This window comes from Xanthomonas sp. WHRI 10207, assembly GCF_040202975.1.
Lineage (GTDB): Bacteria > Pseudomonadota > Gammaproteobacteria > Xanthomonadales > Xanthomonadaceae > Xanthomonas.
The window spans coordinates 391,670-413,899 of the sequence record NZ_JBEGDX010000003.1 but is presented as its reverse complement, the minus strand read 5'-3'; the positions used below and the strand labels follow the sequence as shown (position 1 = coordinate 413,899).

At 65.9% G+C, this 22,230-nt stretch carries 16 protein-coding genes, 1 tRNA gene and 3 other RNA genes; 14 read left to right on the top strand and 6 right to left on the bottom strand.

Annotation, left to right across the window (positions count from 1 at the left end; all coding sequences use genetic code 11):
• The first annotated feature begins 422 nt into the window (after positions 1-422).
• Together ABQU90_RS12290 and ABQU90_RS12285 are read left to right on the top strand one after the other, a co-directional pair.
• On the top strand, positions 423-2,051 hold the full coding sequence (locus ABQU90_RS12290; RefSeq protein WP_115561062.1) for a GGDEF domain-containing protein: 1,629 nt from the start codon (positions 423-425) through the stop codon (positions 2,049-2,051).
• Positions 2,052-2,110: 59 nt separating this feature from the next.
• Positions 2,111-2,185: non-coding RNA, sX9 sRNA (locus tag ABQU90_RS12285), on the top strand.
• Between the two features lie 14 nt (positions 2,186-2,199).
• Here ABQU90_RS12285 and ABQU90_RS12280 read toward each other — a convergent pair.
• Entirely contained in the window at positions 2,200-3,141 is a 942-nt protein-coding gene (locus ABQU90_RS12280) for a DUF808 domain-containing protein (RefSeq protein WP_115526854.1), read from the bottom strand.
• Positions 3,142-3,396: 255 nt separating this feature from the next.
• Between ABQU90_RS12280 and ABQU90_RS12275 the strand changes: the two genes are divergently transcribed.
• The 3 genes from ABQU90_RS12275 (at position 3,397) to ABQU90_RS12265 (ending at position 7,952) form a co-directional block, all read left to right on the top strand.
• Complete coding sequence (locus ABQU90_RS12275; protein ID WP_055853336.1) at positions 3,397-5,121, top strand: ABC1 kinase family protein; 1,725 nt, start codon at positions 3,397-3,399, stop codon at positions 5,119-5,121.
• A 494-nt stretch (positions 5,122-5,615) separates the two neighbouring features.
• Positions 5,616-5,691, top strand: a non-coding RNA gene (locus tag ABQU90_RS12270) — sX9 sRNA.
• Between the two features lie 152 nt (positions 5,692-5,843).
• Complete coding sequence (locus tag ABQU90_RS12265; protein ID WP_323521109.1) at positions 5,844-7,952, top strand: phosphoglycerol transferase I; 2,109 nt, start codon at positions 5,844-5,846, stop codon at positions 7,950-7,952.
• Between the two features lie 130 nt (positions 7,953-8,082).
• Here the strand turns inward: ABQU90_RS12265 and ABQU90_RS12260 are convergent, their stop codons facing one another.
• Positions 8,083-10,506 (bottom strand): DUF3772 domain-containing protein, encoded by a 2,424-nt coding sequence (locus ABQU90_RS12260; RefSeq protein ID WP_323521146.1) that lies wholly within the window; start codon positions 10,504-10,506, stop codon positions 8,083-8,085.
• A gap of 351 nt (positions 10,507-10,857) precedes the next feature.
• On the opposite strand from ABQU90_RS12260, the gene ABQU90_RS12255 reads away from it, so the two are divergent.
• Positions 10,858-11,199 (top strand): HPF/RaiA family ribosome-associated protein, encoded by a 342-nt coding sequence (locus tag ABQU90_RS12255; protein ID WP_055853941.1) that lies wholly within the window; start codon positions 10,858-10,860, stop codon positions 11,197-11,199.
• A gap of 439 nt (positions 11,200-11,638) precedes the next feature.
• Here ABQU90_RS12255 and ABQU90_RS12250 read toward each other — a convergent pair.
• A tRNA-Arg gene (locus tag ABQU90_RS12250) sits at positions 11,639-11,715 on the bottom strand.
• 294 nt (positions 11,716-12,009) lie between these two features.
• Here ABQU90_RS12250 and ubiA point away from each other — a divergent pair.
• Positions 12,010-12,909: a 4-hydroxybenzoate octaprenyltransferase gene (gene ubiA / locus ABQU90_RS12245; RefSeq protein ID WP_323514522.1), complete on the top strand. Its 900-nt coding sequence runs from the start codon at positions 12,010-12,012 to the stop codon at positions 12,907-12,909.
• Positions 12,910-13,594: 685 nt separating this feature from the next.
• Here the strand turns inward: ubiA and ABQU90_RS12240 are convergent.
• Positions 13,595-14,320 (bottom strand): ComF family protein, encoded by a 726-nt coding sequence (locus ABQU90_RS12240; protein ID WP_323521108.1) that lies wholly within the window; start codon positions 14,318-14,320, stop codon positions 13,595-13,597.
• Positions 14,321-14,369: 49 nt separating this feature from the next.
• On the opposite strand from ABQU90_RS12240, the gene bioB reads away from it, so the two are divergent.
• Both bioB and bioF read left to right on the top strand, forming a co-directional pair.
• The gene (gene bioB, locus ABQU90_RS12235; protein WP_115561056.1) at positions 14,370-15,404 is read left to right on the top strand and encodes a biotin synthase BioB; all 1,035 of its coding nucleotides are present in this window, start codon (positions 14,370-14,372) and stop codon (positions 15,402-15,404) included.
• A 204-nt stretch (positions 15,405-15,608) separates the two neighbouring features.
• Positions 15,609-16,814 (top strand): 8-amino-7-oxononanoate synthase, encoded by a 1,206-nt coding sequence (bioF, locus tag ABQU90_RS12230; RefSeq protein ID WP_055853344.1) that lies wholly within the window; start codon positions 15,609-15,611, stop codon positions 16,812-16,814.
• 4 nt (positions 16,815-16,818) lie between these two features.
• Here the strand turns inward: bioF and ABQU90_RS12225 are convergent.
• Positions 16,819-16,895, bottom strand: a non-coding RNA gene (locus ABQU90_RS12225) — sX9 sRNA.
• 379 nt (positions 16,896-17,274) lie between these two features.
• Between ABQU90_RS12225 and ABQU90_RS12220 the strand changes: the two genes are divergently transcribed.
• The 5 genes from ABQU90_RS12220 (at position 17,275) to lpxO (ending at position 21,476) form a co-directional block, all read left to right on the top strand.
• Positions 17,275-17,658 (top strand): DUF7079 family protein, encoded by a 384-nt coding sequence (locus ABQU90_RS12220; protein ID WP_323521107.1) that lies wholly within the window; start codon positions 17,275-17,277, stop codon positions 17,656-17,658.
• Between the two features lie 28 nt (positions 17,659-17,686).
• Positions 17,687-18,448, top strand: coding sequence for a pimeloyl-ACP methyl ester esterase BioH (bioH, locus tag ABQU90_RS12215; RefSeq protein ID WP_055853348.1), 762 nt, complete (start codon positions 17,687-17,689; stop codon positions 18,446-18,448).
• Between the two features lie 44 nt (positions 18,449-18,492).
• A complete protein-coding gene (locus tag ABQU90_RS12210) occupies positions 18,493-19,275 on the top strand; it encodes an SDR family oxidoreductase (protein ID WP_323521106.1) in 783 nt (260 codons plus the stop codon).
• A 213-nt stretch (positions 19,276-19,488) separates the two neighbouring features.
• The gene (bioC, locus tag ABQU90_RS12205) at positions 19,489-20,373 is read left to right on the top strand and encodes a malonyl-ACP O-methyltransferase BioC (RefSeq protein WP_055853352.1); all 885 of its coding nucleotides are present in this window, start codon (positions 19,489-19,491) and stop codon (positions 20,371-20,373) included.
• Positions 20,374-20,570: 197 nt separating this feature from the next.
• Complete coding sequence (lpxO, locus tag ABQU90_RS12200; RefSeq protein WP_055853354.1) at positions 20,571-21,476, top strand: lipid A hydroxylase LpxO; 906 nt, start codon at positions 20,571-20,573, stop codon at positions 21,474-21,476.
• 247 nt (positions 21,477-21,723) lie between these two features.
• Here the strand turns inward: lpxO and ABQU90_RS12195 are convergent, their stop codons facing one another.
• Positions 21,724-22,143, bottom strand: coding sequence for a nuclear transport factor 2 family protein (locus tag ABQU90_RS12195; protein WP_323521105.1), 420 nt, complete (start codon positions 22,141-22,143; stop codon positions 21,724-21,726).
• Positions 22,144-22,230: the final 87 nt, after the last annotated feature.

Genomic DNA, 22,230 nt, shown 5'->3' with positions numbered 1-22,230 from the left:
ATGTGGCCAGACGACCTGCTACGAATGAGGAGCAGGGACGACGCGCGTACTCCACGTTGTCCTTGGTGATGAATCTACACCCCGTACAAATAAAATATGCGTGAACATGTGCTGACTTTTCTGCGACAGCCCACATTCCTTTACGCACAGTTGCGCAGGTCTGCGGGCATAAGCGATGCATTGCAGTGCGATGACATCCCCGCATCGGTGCATAGGCACTGAGATGCACCGAATGCGGGAAAGTGCAGCTGTGGTCGTCGTCATCTGTGTAACTTGTTCATGCCCACGTTCGCGTCATGCATCGCATCGCGGCGTCGCGATTGGATGCATGCTGCGGACTGCGCCGTACGGTCCGGTCTGCTCAAGCGACTCGCATACGCGCCGATAACCAGCGATAGCACGTCGACCTTTCGAGACCTGGCATGACCGACCAGCCTGACCTTCCAAGCCGCCCGCGTGGCGGGCTGCGCCGTCTGTTGCCCTGGGGCGGCACGGACACCGCGCGCCCGGTCGCTGCGCTGCCGAGCGTGCGCGGCAGTGCGCATGCCGCGCCGGGGCTTGCGGCACATCAGCTGGTTCCCGCCAAGACCAAGTCCGGCGCGCACGATCCGGCGGCCGCCACGGCGATGCTCGTTCGCCTGTTTTCGCATGCCGCGCATCCCGAGGCACTGCTGCTGGCGTTCGCCGAAGGCATCGCCAGCCTGCATGGTGAGCTGGGCGACATGGGCGTACGCCTGAGCGCGGCCTATGCGGCCGGCGACTGGCCAGGCTACGGCCGCACGCTGCGCCAGCTGATCGACAAATACATCCGCACCATCGATATCGGCGACTCCATCGCCGAAGGCCGCACCGAAGCCGAACAGTTACGCGACCTGCTGCGGCACGCGCTGGGCAACGCCCTGGCCACACTGCTGCAACGCAGCCCCGAGCTGGCCGAAGAAGCCCAGACCCTGGCATCGGCCCTGCGCCATTGGCGCCCGGGACATGAGCTGATCACGCTGGAGCAGCGACTGCGCGAACTGAGCCATCAGATCGGCCTGCGCGCCGAGGATGCCAGCGAACAACAGAACCTGTTACTCGGTTTGTTCGACCTATTGTTGGAGAACGTCGGCGAACTCCTCGACGATCGCAGCTGGTTGCAGGGCCAGATCTCGGTGGTGCGGCAGCTGCTGGCCGGCCCGCTGGACGTGGAATCGATCGAACAGGCGCGCGGCACCCTGCGCGAGGTGATCTACAAGCAGGGCCTGCTCAAGCAGGGCATTGCCGATTCCAAGAGCGCCATGCGCGAAATGATGGTGTCCTTCGTCGACCGGCTCGACGGCATGGCCACCAGCACCGGCGAGTACCACGACCGCGTTGCCGGCTATTCGCAGGCGATCGGCGACGCTCGCAGCATTCCCGATCTCAACCGCCTGCTGCAGGACGTGCTGCAGGACACCGCCGGGGTCCAGGCCCAGGCGCTGGCCGCGCGCGACGAACTGCTGTCCGCACGCCGCCAGGTCGAAGATGCAGAACAACGCATCGCCTCGCTCGAACAGGAACTCAACGCAGTCGCCGGACTGGTGCGCGAAGACCAGCTGACCGGCGCGCTCAACCGGCGCGGCTTCGAAGAACTTTTCCAGCGCGAAGCGGTGCGCACCCAACGCAGCGGCCAGCCGCTGTGCGTGGCGATGCTGGACCTGGACGACTTCCGCCGCCTCAACGAAGCCCACGGCCACGCCGGCGGCGACGCCGCGCTACGCCACACCGTGGACGTGGCCAAGGCGGTATTGCGCACCACCGATGCCATTGCCCGCTTCGGCGGCGAAGAATTCGTGCTGCTGCTGCCGGACTCGACCATCTTCGAGGCCAGCGCGGCGGTCATCCGCCTGCAACGTGCCATGGCGCAGCGCTCCTTGCTGCACGAGGACGTGCGGATCTTCATCAGCTTCAGCGCAGGCGTAGCGCTGCGCCATACCGACGAAACCCAGGACGAGCTGGTGCGCCGCGCCGACCGCGCCATGTACGACGCCAAGGCCGCGGGCAAGAACCGGGTGATCAGCGCAGATTAGAGCGGCTGACAAAACGACTTGCTCACCGCCAGGCGGATGCGGTGAGTGCTCGGTGCGGCATGGTCCACTCGTCCGCCGTGCTCCTCCGCAACGTCCACACTCACCTGACGAATGCTCGCTACTTTCTGGTAGCCGCTCTAGGACAAGATCAGTGCGCGGCCTTATTCCCGCGCAGCTTCTGGAACAACATCACGGCTCCCAGCACGACCGCACCGGCGACCACGCCGACCACCATGTTGCCCAGCGCCTCGACCAGCCAGCCCATGCTGCCGGCCGACTTGGCCAGATCCATGACGAGGTGGTGCAGCGCGGGGATGTTGTGAACCAGGATGCCGCCGCCGACCAGGAACATCGCCAGCGTGCCGGCTACCGACAGGAACTTCATCAGCCATGGCGCGGCCACCAGAATGCCGCGGCCGAGCGCCGCCAGCGACGCGCCCTTCTGGGTCAGGTACAGGCCCAGATCGTCCAGCTTCACGATCGCCGCGACCAGGCCGTACACGCCGATGGTCATCGCCAGTGCGATCGCCACCAACACCGCCACCTGCTGGCCGAACGACACACCGGCCACCACGCCTAGCGACAACACGATGATCTCCGCCGACAGGATGAAGTCGGTGCGGATCGCGCCCTTGACCTTGTCCTTCTCCAGCGCCACCACATCGACCTGTTCGTCGGCCAGCGCGCGGGTGCGCTCGGCATGCCGCTGCGCTTCTTCGTCCGCGTCGTGCAGGAACTTGTGCGCCAGCTTCTCCACCCCTTCGAAGCACAGGTAGGCGCCACCGATCATCATCAGCGGCATCACCAACGGCACGTTGTAGCCGCGTCCGCGCAACCAGGCTTCCAGCGCGCTGATCGCCAACGCTGCCGGCACCAGGATCACCTTGTTGACCAGCGACCCCTTGGCGACTGCCCAGACCACCGGCAACTCGCGGTCGGCGCTGACGCCGGTCACCTGCTGCGCGTTGAGCGCCAGATCGTCGCCCAGCACGCCGGCGGTTTTCTTGGCCGCAACCTTGGTCAGGATGGAAACGTCGTCCAGCAGGGTGGCGATGTCGTCGAGCAGGGTAAACAGGCTGGCACCGGCCATGCGGAGGTCCTTCGAGGGTGGTCGTGCGTGAGTAGGCGTGAATTCTCGCCCATCCTGCGCCCGCATGGGGTGATGGCAGGCCATTGCCCGGTCGTTGCGTGCCGTTGCCGGGCGGTTGCCTGCACTGCCAAACCCAGGCCAGACACGTGCCAGCGCAGGCGTCGGCAGCGCTCGCAACGCTGTCACGGCGCACCCGGATTCACCGGCTGACGACCCCGCGCTGGCCACACTCGCTGCTCGCATGACGCCCCGGAGATGGCCTTGAGTCCGAATGACCCGCACCGCACACCGGCTCCGGCAACGCACCCGGCCGATCAGGCCGTGGTGGGCGGCATGAGCCGGCGTACGCAGATCCTGCGCTTGTTGCTGCGGTACCGCGGGTCGGGTGTGTTTGCCGGCATGAATCTGGATCCGGCCGCCATCAACGAGTACGAGGTGCCGGCCGAAGGCACGCCCGACCAGTTCGTCTCCGACCTCGAATCGCTAGGCCCCACCTTCGTCAAACTCGGCCAGATGTTGTCCACGCGCCCGGACATCGTGCCGCCAGAGTTCGCCACCGCGCTGGAGCGCATGCAGGAAAACACCAGTTCGGTACCGGTGGAACGCATCCGCCAGATCATCGAAGAAGAACTCGGCGTGTCGGTCAACAAGGCGTTCTCGTTCTTCGATCCAGTGCCACTGGGCTGCGCCTCGCTGGCGCAGGTGCATCGGGCCGCGTTGCGCGATGGCACACCGGTGGCGATCAAGGTGCAAAAACCCGAAGTCGCCGCGCAAGTGCGCTCGGACCTGGATGTCCTCAAGAGCTTTGCCACCGCCGCCGACCGGCTCACCGGCATCGGCCGCCGCGTGCGCTTTGCCGACTGGCTGGGCGAATTCGGCAAGACCCTGCGCGCCGAGCTCAATTACGAAGACGAAGCCGAAACCCTGGTGCGCTTCGGCAAGCATCTCAAGCCGTTTCCGTTGTTGTGGATACCGCAACCGATCTGGGACCTGAGCAGCCGCAAGGTGCTGACCATGCAGCTGGCCGAAGGCGTGCGCGTGGACAAGATCTCCGGCCTGCGTCGCACCGAACAGCCGATGGATAATTTGGCGGCGGAGCTGGTCAAGGGCTATCTGGATCAGATGTTCGTGCATGGCGAAATCCATGCCGACCCGCACCCGGGCAACCTGCGTGTGCTGCAGGACGGTCGGCTGGCCATCTTCGACCTGGGCATGGTGGCGCATGTACCGCCGCGTCTGCGCGAACGGCTGCTCAAGCTGCTGTTTGCCGCCGTCGACGGGCGCGGCGAAGAAGTGGCCGAAGAGACCATCGCGCTCAGCACGCGCCTGGAGGATTACGACGAAGACCGCTACCAGCGCGAAACCGGGCAGATGATCGCCCGCTATGCCGCGCACGACACCACCTCCGAAGGCCGCGTGGTGCTGGATCTGGTGCGTATCGCCACCGCGAACGGACTGCGCACGCCACCGGAGCTGAGCCTGCTCGGCAAGACCCTGCTGAATCTGGAAGGCGTGTGCCGCGCGTTGTCGCCGAACCTGGACACGCGCCGCATCGTCGAACGCCACCTGCAGCATGTGATGCGCGCGCGGCTGAAAAAATCGCTGTCCGCCGCCAACCTGGCCAGCGAAGCGATGGAACTGCAGCATCTGGTGCGCGAAGGCCCGCGCCGCATGTCCGAGATCCTGTCGCTGGCCGCGGAAAACCGCCTGCAGATGCGCGTCACCGGGCTGGAAGAATCGCATCTGATGGAAAGCCTGCAGAAGATTGCCAACCGCGTTGCGGCAGGCATCGTCACCGCTGCGCTGATCATGGCCTCGGCGCAGATGATGCGCATCGAAACCGGCCTGAAACTGTGGGGCTATCCGGCCATTGCGATGGTGCTGTTTCTGCTCGGCGTCGTGCTGGGCCTTGGCATTGTGCTGAGCGCACTGCTATTCGACCGTCGCGTACGTGCACGCGAAGAGCGTGGGCACAGATAGCGGCCGCCGAGTCAGCGCGCTCCCATTCGACAAAGCCCCTCTCCCACCGGGAGAGGGGTTGGGGTGAGGGTACGGGGCAACGCCGCTCATCGAGCCCACGCATCAAGCCTCGACGGCGTGACGCAAACCCCGCATCGCCCTCAACGACGCGCTGACGCAAACAGACGCAAACGCTCCCGCTAACGATATGACCGATTACATCGATCAGTGAAGACCGAACCCGACGTAATCGGCCGATCTCGATCATCCATCGCCAGTCGCCAGTCGCCAGTCGTGACCACGCACAGCAGATACATCGCGCACAGCGCATTGCAAAATTACCTTGCCAGCACCCAGTGCGACTGCCTTGAATCAACACCGCACACACCGCCCCACAGCACACCCAAACAACACTCCATACGCGTGGACACACCCGCATCGAACGACGCATTAAGAGCGGCTAACAAAATCACTGTACTCACCGCCAGGCGGGCGCAGCCGGCGCTTGGTGAGGCAGTTACCACGAATACACTGCTATTCCAGCGCGCCGTCCACACCCACCTGACGACTGCTCGCTACGTGTTGTTTGCCGCTCTAAACCCACATCCAAACGCAACAAACATTTCAGTCAGCTTCAGCGCGGCATAGTCCGTCATCCGGGTGTCACATTGCAGGTGGCGCACAGGACATGGCGAGCAAGGCGTCCGGTACGCGCTCGCATCATTCCCCCACGGACGTTGCGCATGCATTGGATGTTGTTGTTCTCGTTGTTGCTATTGCTGTGGCTGTTGGTCGCCTCGCCGCGTCTGGCCTGGCTCAAGGCCTGCCTGCTGTCGCTGTTGCTGCTGCTGCTCAGCGCCTGGGGCTTGGTCGACCGGCTCAGCGGCGACGGCGTCAATGCGGCCACGCTCTATCACCTGCGCGCAGACATGGACGGTGCCGGCGTCAGCGACTTTTCCGGCTATATCGCCGTGTTCATCGGCATGCTGCTGCTGTCATTAAGCCCGCTCATCCTGGTCAAGGTGCGCCGTTTCCGCCGCCCGCGCGGCGGCGGTGTGGTGTTCGGATCGTTCGTGGCGATGTTGTTGGTCAGCATCGTGGTGAGCCCGCTGTATCGCGATGGCAAACGGCTGTACTACCAGTTGCGCCCGGTCGATTACGCCACGGTGGTGCCGGAGTATCAGGTGCCGCAGCAACCGCTGCAAAAGCGCAAGAACATCGTCTGGATCTACGGCGAGAGCCTGGAGCGCACCTACTTCGATGAGTCGGTGTTTCCGGGCCTGATGCCCAACCTGCGCGCGCTGGCCACCGAAGCGGTGGACGTGCGCAACCTCAGCTCCACCGAAGGCAGCGGGTGGACCATCGCCGGCATGGTGGCCTCGATGTGCGGCGTGCCGCTGACCACCGCACCGGGCGATGAAAACAGCATGGATCGCATGGGCATGTTCCTGCCCGAAGCGCGCTGCCTGGGCGACTATCTCAAGGATCAGGGCTACCGCAATCACTACGTGGGCGGTGCCGATGCCAGCTTTGCCGGCAAGGGCCGTTTCTTGGCCAGCCATGGCTTCGACGTGGTGGATGACGTGCAGCATTTCCGCGATAAAGGCGTGGCGCCCAAGCATTTTTCCGCATGGGGCGTGCATGACGACGTGTTGCTGGACGATGCCTGGGACAGCTTCCAGACCCTGTCGCGCGCCGGCCAACCGTTCATGCTGACCACGCTGACCATGGACACCCATCACCCGGCCGGTCACCTGCCGCTGGCGTGCAAGGGCCAGCGCTACGACAGCGCGCTGGGCGACATCGGTCTGTTGCATGCGATCAAGTGCAGCGACCGCCTGATCGGCGAGCTGGTGGCACGCATCCGCAACAGTCGCTACGGCAACAACACCATCATCGTGATCGCGTCCGATCATCTGGCCATGCCGAACGATCTGAGCGATGTGTTGGCCCATCAGAAACGCGAAAACCTGCTGTTGTTTCTCGGCAAGGGCATCGCGCCGCAACAGGTGCTCACGCGCGCAGGCAGCACGCTCGATTCCGGTGCCACGCTACTGCAATTGCTTGAGCCGGGCATGCGCACCCTGGGCTTCGGCCGCTCCCTGCTTGCCAGCGATGCACCGCCCAGCGCCAGCGTCGCCGCCAGTCGCGACAGCGGCAAGGACTACCCGCGCTATCTCGCCTTTGCGCGCACGCTGTGGACCGGGCAAAGCACCCGCATGCTGCGCGTCAACGGCAATGGCGATGTGGTGGTGGGCGTGCAACAGGTGCGTCCGCCGGTGCTGCTCGAATACGACGAAGACACCCATCTGAAAACGGTGTATCTGGAAAACACCTCGCGTCAGTTCGACCGCACCCACAGCAAGGGCACGCTGGCCTACGTGGACCGCTGCACCGCATTCGAGGACGGCTCAGCCGATGGCGACTGGTGCGCGCTGGTCGTCGATCGCCAGCAGAACATGAAGCTCTACCGCGACCCGGACCTGACCCGCGGCATCGCCGTCGATGCGCCCCTGGATGCCACCCCGCAAGGCCCGCGCCCGCGCGTGCGTCAGCCGATCATGCTCACCCAATCTGCGCGCAAGACTGCTGCAGGCAGCTACATGCTCGAGCTCTACGCCAAGCGTCGCCCTACCCGCGCGTTCTGGGTGGAAGCGGTGTCGTCCGAACGCAAGGTGGTACTGGCCCAGCAATGGGTGGTGCCCGATGCCGCCGGACGTATCCGCATGCCGGTGGGCCTGGAGCATACGGTGGAGGACTTGGAAATTCGCGCCTGGCTCGACTACACCGAAGATGTCAGCGTCGACGATCTGGCACTGGTCAAGGACACTCCGGTGGCCGACCGTTCGTAAAGCAGCATTGCTGCCAAACGCGTTGGCCTCGCAGGAGCGCGCTGGCGCGCGATGCAGCGTTACCGGCGATGTCCAACACATACCGGCGCACGTCTACGTCACGCACGTTAGGCGGGGCGCACACGCCGCATCACTGCGGCGCTGACGACGCGTCCTCGCCACCGTCGCGTGCCACCGCCACCCCGGCACGACTGAAGCGGATTTCCTGCGGCGACTGCAGCGCAATCCCCACCGTTTCCATCCGCTGCAACAACGCAAAGAACAGCTCGCTGCGCACGCCATACGAATCGCGCGGGCTGCGCACGTAGGCGAACGAATTGAAGTTGACATGGCCGCCGGCCAGCGAGTCGATGAATACCGACGGCGCCGGCTCGGCCAGCACCTTGGCATGCTCGGCGAACAGTTCCAGCAGCATGTCGCGCACCTTCGCCACTTCGGTTTCCAGCGGTACCGAGAACTGCAATTGCACCCGCCCCATCGGATTGGACAGGGTCATGTTGCGCACGCTTTTGGTGATCAATTCCGAATTCGGCACGATCAGGGTGGAGCGATCACCGACCTGGATTTCAGTCGCACGCACACTGATCTTGCGCACATCGCCTTCCTGGTCGCCGATACGCACCCAATCGCCGATTTTCACCGGCCGCTCGGCCAACAGGATCAACCCCGACACGAAGTTCTGCGTGATCGCCTGCAAACCGAAACCGATACCCACCGACAATGCGCTCAACACCAGCGCCAGCCGCTTCAGATCCAGGCCCAATGCGGTCAGACCCCACACCACCACGATCAACCAGCCCAGATAGCGCGCCACCGTGCTGATCGAGTTGCGCGCCCCGTCATCGAGCTCGGTCTTGGGCAAATAGGTATTGAGCAGCCACTGCTGCGCCACGTGCACCACCCCCATGCCAAGCAGGAACACGCACAGCGCTCGGAACACATCGCCGGGAGTGATCACCAGTTCCTTACCGATGTGGATGCCGTGCGCGATGTTCTCCGCCCAGTCGGTGACCACGTTGATGTTGGCGCCATACGGCGTCAACAGCACCGCAATGCCCAACAGCACCAACAACACCCGCGCCGCCGCCGAGATCAGCAAGCCCAGCTGTACCAGGCGTCCGCTCCCGATGCTGAGCGCGTGCGACAGCGCGCGGCTGAAGCGCCCATCCGGCTTGAACAACCAGGTCATCAGATCATCGGCAAAAATCACCAGCAAGCCGAGCAGGCTGCACACCAGGGTGATCCAGATGATCTGCCGCTCTACGAACAAGGCCAGATTGAGATAGCCGAACAAGGCCGCGATCAACGCGAAGATCACCGCCAGGTGGCCCAACAGGCGGATCAGCACGATGAAACCGCCACCGCGCGACACCACCGGCGGCGGCGCATCGCTATCGGGATCTGCCACGCCTGCATTGGCCGCATGCGCGCGCAACGACAGGCTCAAGCCAGCCAATGCCGACAGGATCAAGCCGGCGTACAGCAGGGCAGCAAGCGCATCGGTGGCGGTGAGCAGCGCGCCGCTGCTGCCGGCCACCTCGTTGGTCTTCATCGCCATGCCGCTGAACCAGATCACTGCCGCAGTGGCAAGACAATGCAGGCGCAGGCGATCGACGGTGGCATCGTCCAGCGGAAACAGGCGCCAGCTGGGCTGGTGTTTCATCAGCAGGCTGGCACTGAGCGAACCGACGAAGGCTGCCACCACGCTGATGGCGACAAACCCGGTCAGCCATTGATCGAAATCCTCTGGCAGCTCGCTCAACCCGCGAATGCTTTCGGCCAGCACGAACGCCGCCACCCCCAGGCTCAGGGTACCGACCAACAGGAACCACAGCGCCAGCCCGGAGCGCCGCAGGCGTCCGCCCGGCGCACGCGAGGCCGCGTAACGGCGCCCCAGGTGGCGCAGGAAAATACGCAGCGGGAGTGCCAGAAACAGCGCGACCAAAGCACCGGTGATCAACCCACCCACGCCGTTGGCTGCGGTTCCCGCCTGCACCACCTGCACCGCCTTGCCGGACAGCGCCTGCAGGCGGCCACGATCGTCGGGCCATTGCTGTGCGATCTGGCCCCACAACGCAGGCGACAGCGGCGAGGCGACCCGCGTGGAGAGCTTGACGCTGAAGCGCTGCACCCGCTCGCGTTCGAGCCGATCGGCCAGATCCTTGGCATTGGAGACCAGCAGCGTGGCCTGGATGAACTCGGCATTTAACTGATCGCGCTCTTTGATCAACGCTTTGCGCTGTTTGACCAGATCGGCCGGCTCGTTTGGCGGCGCGATACCGAGCCCCTCCAACCGAGCGTTGAGATCTTTGAGCGGCTGCTCCAACGTGCGCACCAGCTCCTGCGCCTTCCGCTGGGTGCCGGTGACGTCATCGGTCAGCTTGACGAGCTGCTCGGTATCGGCCTTGTCCATGCCCGCGTCGGCCTTGGTCACCACCTGCTGCATGCTGTCCAGCTGGGTCTTCGTACTCTCCAGCTGCTTGTCCTCGTCCTGCGCCGCCGCCGCGCCCACGCAGACCGTCCACAGCACGGCCAGCAACAGCAGACGCCGCACCACACCCCACGGAGCACTTCGAACAACTCGGAATTCGGACACAGGCAGGCATCGGACAGGCGCGGACTACCGCGGTGCCGGCATCTTAAGCCACTGCCTACAGCGCAGCCGATCGCCACTGCCACCCGGGTTCAGGCTGGCAGAGCTCGCCAATGTGCAATTGCAAGACGCAATGGGAGGCTCGTCAGCAAAGGCAGCCATCACGCCAGCAGCCGCATGTGACGTGGCATCCCCGCATCCAAACCTGCGCATGAACGTTGTGCGGCTTGTCACCTCGCGGCAACAGTGCGCTGTCGCAGAATCAGGTCACCGCTGCGGCAGACGCAGCGGATGACCGCGAAGGAGAACTCCATGCAGATTCAGATCCAGACCGACAAGCACGTGCCGCATGACCCGTCCGTCGTGCAGCATGTCGAGAAGACCTGCACCGCCCAGCTGGCGCATTTCGCCAACGACATCACCCGCGTCGAAGTGCATTTGCGCGACGAGAACGGCCAACGCGGCGGCGCAGCGGATCGAACCTGCAGTATCGAAGCGCACGTCGCCGGCTTGCCGCCGATCGCCGCCACCAATAGCGCCGAAACCACCGCCTCCGCCGTCACCGGCGCGGCCCGCAAGTTGCGCACCGCCATCGAACATGCGCGCGGCAAGCAGCACGCCAGGGCCACCGCACCGGCACCGGACAGCCTCTGATTCGCTTCAAAGGCAGGGCGTACGCGCCCTGCCTTTGAGTGAGCCCAACGTCTGAGTGAGCCCAACGTCTGAGTGAGTCCAGCGTCGAGGCCTGTTCGGCGCACCACGTTCTTCAACACATGGCGTGGAAGCGATTCGCTACAGGCTTGAGCGCAGTCTGCAATGGACGCCTCGCATGGCGCTCACCGGCGCACTAAGCGAAGGCCATCAGCGCTCACACACGATGACATCGGCCCACACTGACGCTGCGACGTAAACGTCCGGTTTCACAGCGGTGCATCCGCGCTGCCGGCACAGAACATCACGGCCTCCGACACCAGCGCTGGCGACATGCAGCGTCAGTTGCGACGCAAAGCTTAGAAACTGTAAGACCTGACCCCAGAAACGATTTCGGCCCGCTGCAATGGAATGCCACTGCAGCGGGCCGAACGATGCGATCTGGTGCGCCCGGAGGGATTCGAACCCCCGACCAATGGCTTCGGAAGCCACTACTCTATCCGGCTGAGCTACGAGCGCCTGGCCGCGCATTATGCCAGAACCCGTGCCACCCGCGTGATGCCTTGGGCCGCTGGCGTCCGCAGACCGCCCGGCGGGAGCTGCCAATGCGCTCCGCAGACTCCCCCCACGCGGAGCGCGCACTCACTGAAGCAGCCGACACACGACGCAGCCACCGAGCCTCACGCACACGTTGTATCGCCCCAGTTCCGACCGCAGATGCATGTCCCCGTGTTGACCGGAGTTCTTGCAGCCGGCACGTGCATGGCCGCATCCAGATGGCCGCATCCAGGGCGCGCTGCTACCCTTTGCAGCATGAGCAAGCATGGTTTCGAACAGGCACCCGCAGCGCCCGCGCTGACGTGGTCCGAGCGGCTGGGGCAATACTGGAAACTGGTGCGTGGCGACCGCCCGATCGGCAGCTTGCTGCTGCTCTGGCCCACCTGGTGGGCACTGTGGCTGGCCGCCGACGGCATGCCACCGTTATGGACGTTGTTCGTGTTCACCGCCGGGGTCTGGCTGACCCGCTCGGCCGGCTGCGTGATCAACGACTACGCCGACCGCTGGCTGGACCCGCATGTAGAGCGCACCAAGTCGCGCCCGCTCGCCACCGGCGCGGTGTCCGGGCGCGAAGCGCTGTGGGTATTCGTGGTGCTGATGCTGGTGGCGTTCGCATTGGTGCTCAGCCTCAACTGGCTGACCGTGGCACTGAGCGTGCCCGGCGTGTTCCTGGCCGCGAGTTACCCCTATTTGAAGCGCCACACCCACCTGCCGCAGGTCTATCTGGGCATGGCGTTCGGCTGGGGCATCCCGATGGGCTTTGCGGCGGTACAAGGCAGCGTGCCGTTGCTGGGCTGGCTGTTGTATGCGGCCAATATCCTGTGGGCGACCGCGTACGACACCTGGTACGCCATGGTCGACCGCGACGACGACATCCGCATGGGCAGCAAGTCCACCGCCATCCTGTTCGGCAAGTACGACCTGCTGGCGCAAGGCGCGCTCTATGCGTTGATGTTTGCGACCCTGGCAGCCGTCGGACTGCGCGCCGGCCTGGATGCAGCCTACTGGGCGGGCCTGGGCGTGGCGGCGGCGCTGGTGCTCTACGAATTCCGCATCGCCCGCCACCGCGAACGCGGCCCCTGCTTTCGCGCCTTCCTGCATAACAACTGGGTTGGTCTGGCGATCTTTGTCGGGATCGCGGTGGCGGTGCGTTAGGAGCGGGGATTGGGGATTCGTAGTTTGGGATTCGTAATTCGTAATTCGGGGTGTGGGCTTTGGGCTTTGGCCTTTGGCCTTTGGCCTTTGGGCTTTGGGCTTTGGGCTGTGGGGTTCGGGGTTCGGGGTTCGGGGTTCGGGGTTCGGGAGACGCTAAAGGCTGTGCGCCAGGCTTTCCGAGCAGGCGATCTCTTTCCACAACCGCGCTGGTAGAACCAGCACCGACCTCTGCAGATAAGGCCCAGAGTGCTGAGAGCCGATCCGCAGGCGACAAGCCCCTCTCCTGCGGGAGAGGGGTTGGGGTGAGGGTACGGGCCGGTGCAACAAGCCCGCACTCGCATCAGCATCTGCTTTTGGCCTCGGCTCACTTCACCCCTGTTTTAAGCGTTTTAAGCGCGACAGCAGCCCACCGACACTCGCGTCTACGCCTGTGATCGCGCTCACCGAGTGAAAAGAACACCTGCCTGCTACCCGAGAGCCCGAGGCAGCGTCGCGCTAAAAGAACAGCACCCACCTGACCACCACACCCGAGCCGAAGCGAGAAACGCGTAACGCGCTGACCCGCCGCACAGAGCGGCAAAGCGCCCGCCGGCCCGATCCCGTCGTTGGCCTAGCTTGCCACCACCTACGGCAGCCTTGCCTCAGCCCCGGCCATCTCGACCACAGACCGCTCCCAGCCACACCATCACGGCACCCGCGCGCACACCCAGGCATCGACCCGCTGCACGCCCGCGCGTCGCAAGGCCAGCGCTGCCGCGTGCAGCGTAGCGCCGGTGGTCATCACGTCGTCCACCAGCGCCACATGTGCGGGCAAGGCGCCGCGTGCGATGAAGGCGTCGCGCAGATTGCGTTGGCGCTCGACGGCATCCAGCTCGGATTGCGGCGCCGTCGCACGCACGCGGCGCAGCAACGGCAAACACGGCAACCGCAGTGCGCGGCCCAGCGGTTTGGCCAGCTCAAGCGCCTGGTCGTAACCGCGCTGACGCAGGCGCTGCCGATGCAGGCTCACCGGCACCAGGGCCTGCGGCCGCGGCAACCGTGCGCAGCGCCTGGCCATCAATTCGCTGAGCAGTCGCCCTGCCGCCAGGTCCTGATGGAACTTGAAGCGCCGCAGCAATCCGTCCACCGGCCAACGATAGGTCAAGCACGCATGCACGCGCTGCAGCGGCGGGGTCTGCTGCAGGCACTGCCCGCACAGTGCCACCCCATCGGAGGCGAACAGCTGGGTGGCGCAGCACAGACAGGCATGGCCGTGCTCCGGCAATGCGGCCCGGCACGATGGACACAGATCGCAATCGGCCATGCCCGCTTCCGCGCAGACCAGGCACAGGCTCGGCAACAGCAGGCGCAACACCCGTTGCGGCCATCTGTAAACCGACCCCACCTCTTCAAAGTTGACAGCCTCTTCCATGCTCACCAGACTGCCTGGCTTCCAAGCCGCTGACTGTCAGGAAACTCCGATGTCTGTTGTCGTACGCCATGACTGGGATCGCAAAGAGCTGCAGGCATTGTTCGATCTGCCGTTCCCCGAGTTGCTGCATCACGCGGCCAGCGTGCACCGCGCACAGTTCGATCCGGCGCAGGTGCAGGTCTCCACGCTGCTGTCGGTCAAGACCGGCGGTTGTCCGGAAGATTGCGCGTACTGCCCGCAAGCGCAACGCTACGACACCGGCGTGACCGCGCAAAAGCTGATGGAAACCGAAGAAGTGGTCGCCAAGGCGCGCCAGGCCAAGGCCGCCGGCGCCTCGCGCTTCTGCATGGGCGCAGCCTGGCGCTCGCCGAAGGAGCGCGACATCCCCAAGGTGGCCGCGATGATCCGCGAGGTCAAAGCCATGGGCCTGGAAACCTGCGCCACGCTCGGCATGCTCGACGCCGGCCAGGCACGTGCGCTCAAGGACGCCGGGCTGGATTACTACAACCACAATCTGGACACCGCGCCGGATTACTACGATTCCATCATCCACACCCGCCAGTACCAGGACCGCCTGAACACCCTGGAGCACGTGCGCGATGTGGGCCTGAAGACCTGCTGCGGCGGCATCGTCGGCATGGGCGAGACCCGCGAGCACCGCATCGGCCTGCTGCTGGCGCTGGCCACCTTGCCGGCGCATCCGGACTCGGTGCCGATCAACCAGCTGGTGCAGGTCCCCGGCACGCCGCTGCACGGCACCCAGCAACTGGACCCGTTCGAGTTCGTGCGCATGATCGCGGTGGCACGCATCGTCATGCCCAAGTCGATGGTGCGCCTGTCCGCCGGCCGCGAGGCGATGAGCGACGAGCTGCAGGCGCTGTGCTTCCTGGCCGGCGCCAACTCGATCTTCTACGGCGAAAAACTGCTGACCACCGGCAACCCGGACACCGAGCGCGACCAGGCCCTGTTCCAGCGCCTGGGCCTGCGCCCGATGCAGATCACCGTCGACGCCGCCGACCACGATCACCCCGGCACCGTGCATGCGGACATCACCCGCGGCGCGGCGTGCGAGCACGCAGCGTGACGACGGCGCACGCCGTCCAGGGATGAGCCTGCACTGCGCCTGGCCCTGCTGACCGCAGAAGGGCCAGACCCGGCAGTAAACCATCATGACTGGCAGCCCAAGCTCACCGGGTAGCCAACCCGCCCCACCGGCCGTCGGTGCCGGCTGGGCGATGTGACCGCGGCACGCTACGCTAGCGGCCCTTATCTGTTGTCGAACTCCCTCATGGCTCGCCCCGATCTGCACGAACGGATTTCGTCGCTGCGCAAGTTGCGCGTCGCCCAGGAACGGGTGCGGGTGCGCCGCCAGGTCGGCCGCCGCGATGGCGTGCGGCTGGAGATCGACGGCCGCTGGCTGACCGGTTTCTGTTCCAACGACTATCTGGGCCTGTCGCAACAGTTCGAAGTGGTTGCCGCCCTGCAGGACGCCGCCGCGCGCGATGGCGCCGGTGCAACCGCCTCGCATCTGATCTGCGGCCACCACACCGCACACGAAACGCTCGAGCGCGAAATCGCCGAGTGGCTGGGCTACCCGTCGGCGCTGCTGTTCGGGAGCGGCTTCATCGCCAATCTGGCCGTGCAGCAAGCCTTGCTCAGCGAAGAGGACGATGTCTGCGTGCAGGACCGGCTCAACCACGCCAGCCTGCTCGACGCCACGCGCCTGGCCGGCTGCCGGCTGCGGCGGTATCCGCATCTGGATGTGGAAGGCGCGATGCGCCAGCTCAAGGGCGCCCCCGAGGGCGCGGCGATGCTGGCCAGCGACGGCGTTTTCAGCATGGACGGCGATGTGGCGCCGCTGCGTGCCTTGAGCCTGGTGGCGCGCATGCAAGAGGCGCTGTTCTATGTCGACGATGCGCACGGTGTGGGCGTGCTGGGCCCGCAGGGGCGCGGCTGCGTCGCCGATGCCGGCCTGGGCGTTGCCGAAGTGCCGCTGCAATTGGTGACGCTGGGCAAAGCGCTCGGCGGCTACGGCGCGGTCGTGGTCGGCGAAGAAGCGCTGATCCGCCATCTGGCCGAAACCGCGCGCCCGTACATCTACACCACCGCCCTGCCGCCGGCGCAGGTAGCCGCCACCTTGGCTGCGGTACGGCTGGCGCGGCGCGACGATTGGCGGCGTGCGCGCCTGGTCGAACTGATCGGCAACTTCCGCGATGGCGCGCGCCGGCATGGGTTCGAACTGATGGCCTCCGACACGCCGATCCAGCCGCTGCTATGCGGCGAGGAAGCCACGGTGATGGCGATGTCGGCCGCACTCGAACAGGCCGGTTTCATGGTCGGCGCGATCCGCCCGCCCACCGTGCCCGAAGGCAAGGCGCGTCTGCGCGTGACCTTGTCGGCGCTGCACACGCCGCAGCAGGTGCAGGCATTGATCGAGGCGATCGTGCAGGCGCGTGACGTGGTCAGCCGGCAGCCGCTGCGCGCGTCCGCTTAAGAGCGGCTAACACAACGTCGCGAGCAGTCGTCAGGTGGATGTGGACGGCGCGCTCATAACCGGAGTGTACGAGTGGACCATGCCGCACCGCTCACCGGCCGCGCCCGCCTGGCGGTGAGCACAGTCGTTTTGTTCGCTGCTCTAAACCGTTGCCGGCAGCGCGCTCGTGCACAACGCCGGGCCGACGCGGCTGGCGCCCGGACGCTCGATGTATCGCGCGAATGGTTCGATGCGTGCGCACTGTCCAAGCGCACGTGCCGACTGCATGCAACCCTGCGTTGGCGGCCTTGGGCGCACGGCACCTCACCGCACCCCCCGTCATGCGCGAACCCAACAACCGCACGCCTGATCAACCCACTGCGACAACGCTTCGACTCGAACGCAGCCACCCGCGTGTCGACAGCTCCGCGCCGATACCGCATCGTCCACGCCGGCAGTCACTCGGAACAAGTCCGCTGACATGGCAATGACCGCGCCCAAGACGCAAACCGCCACGCCGGCGCAACGCCGCGTCTGGGAGGCGCTGTCGCTGCTGTATCTGGACAGCGCGTGCGATGGCGACCACGCGCGCATTGCCCAGATCCTGGCCGCCTCGCCGTTTACGTTGCCGCAACTGCGCACGATGCTGCTGCACGAGGTACACCCGGTGCTGATCGGCAATCTGCGCAGCGTGGCCGGCGTGTGGGAGGGCTTCGATCACGACTGGCTGGCGGCGGCGATCGCCACACAGCGCGCGCGTCGCTGGCGTTGGCCGGATCGTTGGAGCTGGCGCCGGTATGCGCGCCAGCAATGGGCAGTGCTGGCGCCTGCGATCAATGCAGTGCGCACACACGCTGCACGCTGAGCGCGCGCCAATCGGCGACAATCCACGCATGCATATCGATGTCATCGGCCACGGGCCTGCGCTGGTTCTTCTGCACGGTTGGGCGTTGCACGGCGGCGTGTTTGCGCCACTGGTGGAGCGGCTGTCGTCGCACTACCAACTGCACCTGGTCGATCTGCCCGGGCACGGTTTCAGTCGCGACGACACCACGCCGTTGGCGTTGCCGTACGTGGTCGCCGCGATTGCCGCGGCCACGCCGCCGGCAGTGTGGGTGGGCTGGTCGCTGGGCGGCCTGTTTGCCTTACATGCCGCCGCCACCCAACCGCAGGTGCGTGGGCTGGCGATGATCGCGGCAACGCCGCGCTTTGTGCGGGGTGCCGACTGGGCTGATGCGGTCGAGCGCGACGTGTTCGTGCAATTCGGCCAAGACCTGGCGCGCGATTACCGCGGCACCCTGGAGCGTTTTCTGGCGTTGGATACCTTGGGCTCGGCGCATGCGCGCGCCGAACTGCGCAGCCTGCGCGAAACGCTCACCGCACGCGGCGAGCCGGCGGCCGACGCCCTGCAACACGGCTTGCGCCTGCTCGAACGTACCGACCTGCGCCGCGCATTGCCGCAGCTGGCGCGCCCCAGCCTGTGGATTGCCGGGCAACGCGATCGGCTGGTGCCGGCCGCCGGCATGCACGCCGCCGCCGCGCTCGCGCCACACGCGCAAGCGCTCACCATCGCCGGCGGCGGCCACGCACCGTTTCTCGGCCATGCCGATCAGGTGGCCGAGGCGTTGCAACGCTTCGTTGCGTCCGTGCCGTGAGCAGATCGCCGATCATACGACTTCGCTGATCGAGGACACATCGCATGGATCTGGGAATCGCCGGGCGCTGGGCATTGGTCTGCGCTGCCAGCAAAGGGTTGGGCCTGGGTTGCGCCCGCGCGTTGGCGCGCGAAGGCGTCAACGTGGTGATCGCCGCACGCGGCCTCGCTGCACTGGACGCGGCCGCCGATGCATTGCGCGCACTGCCCGGCGCCGGAGACGTGCGCAGTGTCGTGGCCGATATCTCGACATCGGAAGGACGCGCCGCCGCGCTCGCGGCCTGCCCGCAGGTCGACATCCTGATCAATAACGCAGGCGGCCCGCCGCCGGGCGATTTCCGGCAGTGGGAACGCGAGGACTGGCTGCGCGCGCTGGACGCCAACATGCTGGCGCCGATCGAACTGATTCGCGCCACCGTCGATGCCATGCGTGCGCGCCGCTTCGGCCGCATCGTCAATATCACCTCCAGCGCGGTGAAGGCGCCGATCGACATCCTGGGCCTGTCCAACGGCGCACGTGCCGGCCTCACCGGCTTCGTTGCCGGGCTGGCGCGCAGCACGGTGGTCGACAACGTCACGCTCAACAATCTGCTGCCCGGCCAGTTCGCCACCGACCGCCTGCGCGGCAACTTCGCCGCCATCGCGCAACAGCAAGGCAGCACCGCCGAAGCGGTCGCCGCGCGCAAGCAGGCCGCCATCCCGGCCGGGCGCTTCGGCGAGCCGGACGAATTCGGCGCGGCTTGCGCGTTTCTGTGCAGCGCGCAGGCCGGCTATATCACCGGGCAAAACCTGCTGATCGACGGCGGCAGCTACCCGGGCACGTTCTAGAGCGCGTCGGCCATGCGGAGCTTGTGGCAACCGCGGGCGACGTCGCGGTTGTTTTCGGCCACGACTGGGCTTGTCGAAACACATTGCTAGTTCATTGCGGTCGCCACGCAGTCGCTGGCAGAGCGACCGCTCGCAGAGTTCTCCAGGCCGATTGCCACGCCACACCACGCATCGATTCCCTCCGCCGCGCCCACGGGCGACAATAGCGCCGCAATGAACAGCACTTTCGATCCCCGCCACGTCCGCCGCGCCTTCGCGCGGGCCGCCAACAGTTATGCCGCCGCCGCCGCGCTGCAGCGCGAAGTGGAAACGCGCCTGCTCGAATCGCTCGATTACCTGGGCGAGCAGGTGCCCAAGGTGGTGCTGGATGTCGGCGCCGGCCCCGGCCACGCCAGCGGCGCGATCAAGAAACGCTGGCCCAAGGCGCAGGTGATCGCGCTCGACCAGGCCATGCCGATGCTGCGCCAGGCGCGCAAGGCCGCCGGTTGGTGGAAGCCGTTCGCGCAGGTCTGCGCCGATGCGCGCGCGCTGCCGGTGGCCGACGGCAGCGTGGATGTGATCTTCAGCAATCTGTGCCTGCAGTGGGTGGAAGACCTGCCGGCAGTGTTCGCCGGGTTCCGCCGCGCGCTGCGGCCGGGCGGGCTGCTGTTGTGCTCCACCTTCGGGCCGGAAACCTTGATCGAGTTGCGCGACGCGTTCGCCCAGGCCGACACCGCCCCGCACGTCAGCCGCTTCCCGCCGATCGCGCAATTCGGCGATGCGCTGCTGATGTCCGGCTTCCGCGACCCGGTGCTGGACCGCGACCTGTTCACGCTCACCTATAACGACTTGCCCGCGCTGATGCGCGAGTTGCGTGCGATGGGCGCGACCAATGCGCTCAGCAACCGACGCGCCACGCTGACCGGCCGTGGCCGCTTTGCCGCTGCCAGCGCCGCTTACGAACCGTTACGGCGGCCAGATGGCACCCTGCCCAGTTCCTGGGAAGTGATCTACGCGCACGCCTGGGCCCCGGCACCGGGCGCGCCCATCCGCGAGCGCGGCCAGGACATCGCCAGCGTGCCGGTGTCCTCCATCCCGATCCGCCGCCGCATCGACTGACCGTGCTGCGGTACACATCGCCCGCCGCAGCGCGCCTGTGCCGGTGATACACAGCATTGCGCCGGCGCCGATGCTGCGCCGGCGGGCTTTGTAGTGACTGCCGGTAGAATTCATTAATAAAGTGCCGCGATCCTGTGCTGGCCTACCCGCTTCTGGTCCCCGCCCCAAGCGACCCCCGCCCCCAAACGGTTTCCCCCATGTTGAAGTGGCTTCTCATCGCGCTGTTCATCGCGTCGGCGCTGTACATCCATTACCGCGGTCGCGTGCGGCACCGGCTCAGCCGGCAGCTGCTCGACCATTCCACCTTCATGGCGCCGATCAACACGCTGATGTATCTGTGCTCGCGCGTGCCGACCACACCGTTTATCGACCCGGGCAAGGAATTCCCCGAGTTGGCGCCGCTGCGCGCCAACTGGCCGGTGATCCGCGATGAAGCGGTGGCGTTGCAGCAGATGCAGAAGATCCGCGCCGCCGACGGCTATACCGATATCGGCTTCAACTCGTTTTTCCGCCGCGGCTGGAAGCGCTTCTATCTGAAGTGGTACGGCACCGCGCACCCGTCGGCGGCCGAGTTGTGCCCGCAGACCACCGCGTTGCTCAAGTCCATCCCAACGGTGAAAGCGGCGATGTTTGCCGAGTTGCCGCCGGGGAGCGAGCTACGCCCGCACCGCGACCCGTTCGCCGGCTCAATGCGCCTGCACCTGGGCCTGGCCACGCCCAACGACGACCGCTGCTTCATCGACGTCGATGGCCAGCGCCACAGTTGGCGCGACGGCGAGTGGACCATGTTCGACGAGACCTATATCCATCACGCGCGCAATGACACCGACCAGGACCGCATCATCCTGTTCTGCGATATCGAACGCCCGATGCGTTGGCGCTGGGCGTCGGCGCTGAATCGCTTCGTCGGCCGCAGCCTGCTGTCGGCCGGCGCCTCGCCCAATCAGGACGGCGACAAGACCGGCGGCATCAACCGCGTATTTCGGTATTTCTACGCGGCGCGCCTGAAAGCCAAGGCGTTGAAAGAGCGCAACAACCCGCTGTACCAGGTACTCAAGTGGAGCATCTTCATCCTGGTGGTGGTCGGTATCGTGCGGCTGTAACGCCCGACCACCCACGTAGGAGCGCACCCGGGCGCGAAGGCTTTCCCCAGAACGCATCATTCCGCGCAGACACGTGCAAACACCCGCCCAGACGCTCCTGCCATGCCGCCGACCAAACATGCAGCATTGCTACAACGCCAGACCACCCGCGTAGGAGCGCACCTGGGCGCGACAAGATATTCCCGGTAACGCTTCATCGCGCCCGGGCGCGCCCCTACACAGGTCTAGCGCATGCCGATCGACGCTCTCAGCGCGACACCTGCGCGATCCATTCCTGCAGGTTGTAGTAGTTGGTGACCCGGGTGATCGCGCCGTCCTGCACATCGAAGAACGCACCGCCCGGCAGCACATAGGTCTGGCCGTTGGCGTCGGGCAGGCCTTCGTCGGTGGTGTGGTAAACCCCGTGCACCACGTATTCGGCCCCCACCCGCGTGCCGTCGTCGTTGGCGGTGATCACGATGTCGCGCAACTGCTCGCGGTAGCTGTCGTTCATGCGCTGCAGGAAGGCCGCGAATTCCGCACGGCCGATCTCGCGCGCGCCTTGATTGAGGTCGTGCGCCACATCCTCGGCCAGGAACGCCAGCATGGCGTCCCAATCTCCGCGATTGAAGGCGTCGTAATAGGCCTGGACCAGGCTGATGGCGTGTTGCCGATTGCTCTCGCTCATGCTCGAACCTGCCGCTGGGAAAGCCGCATCATAGAGCGGGTTTTGCGTGCGCGCTGAGACGCGGTCAGCGTCCGACCGCATCGCAGG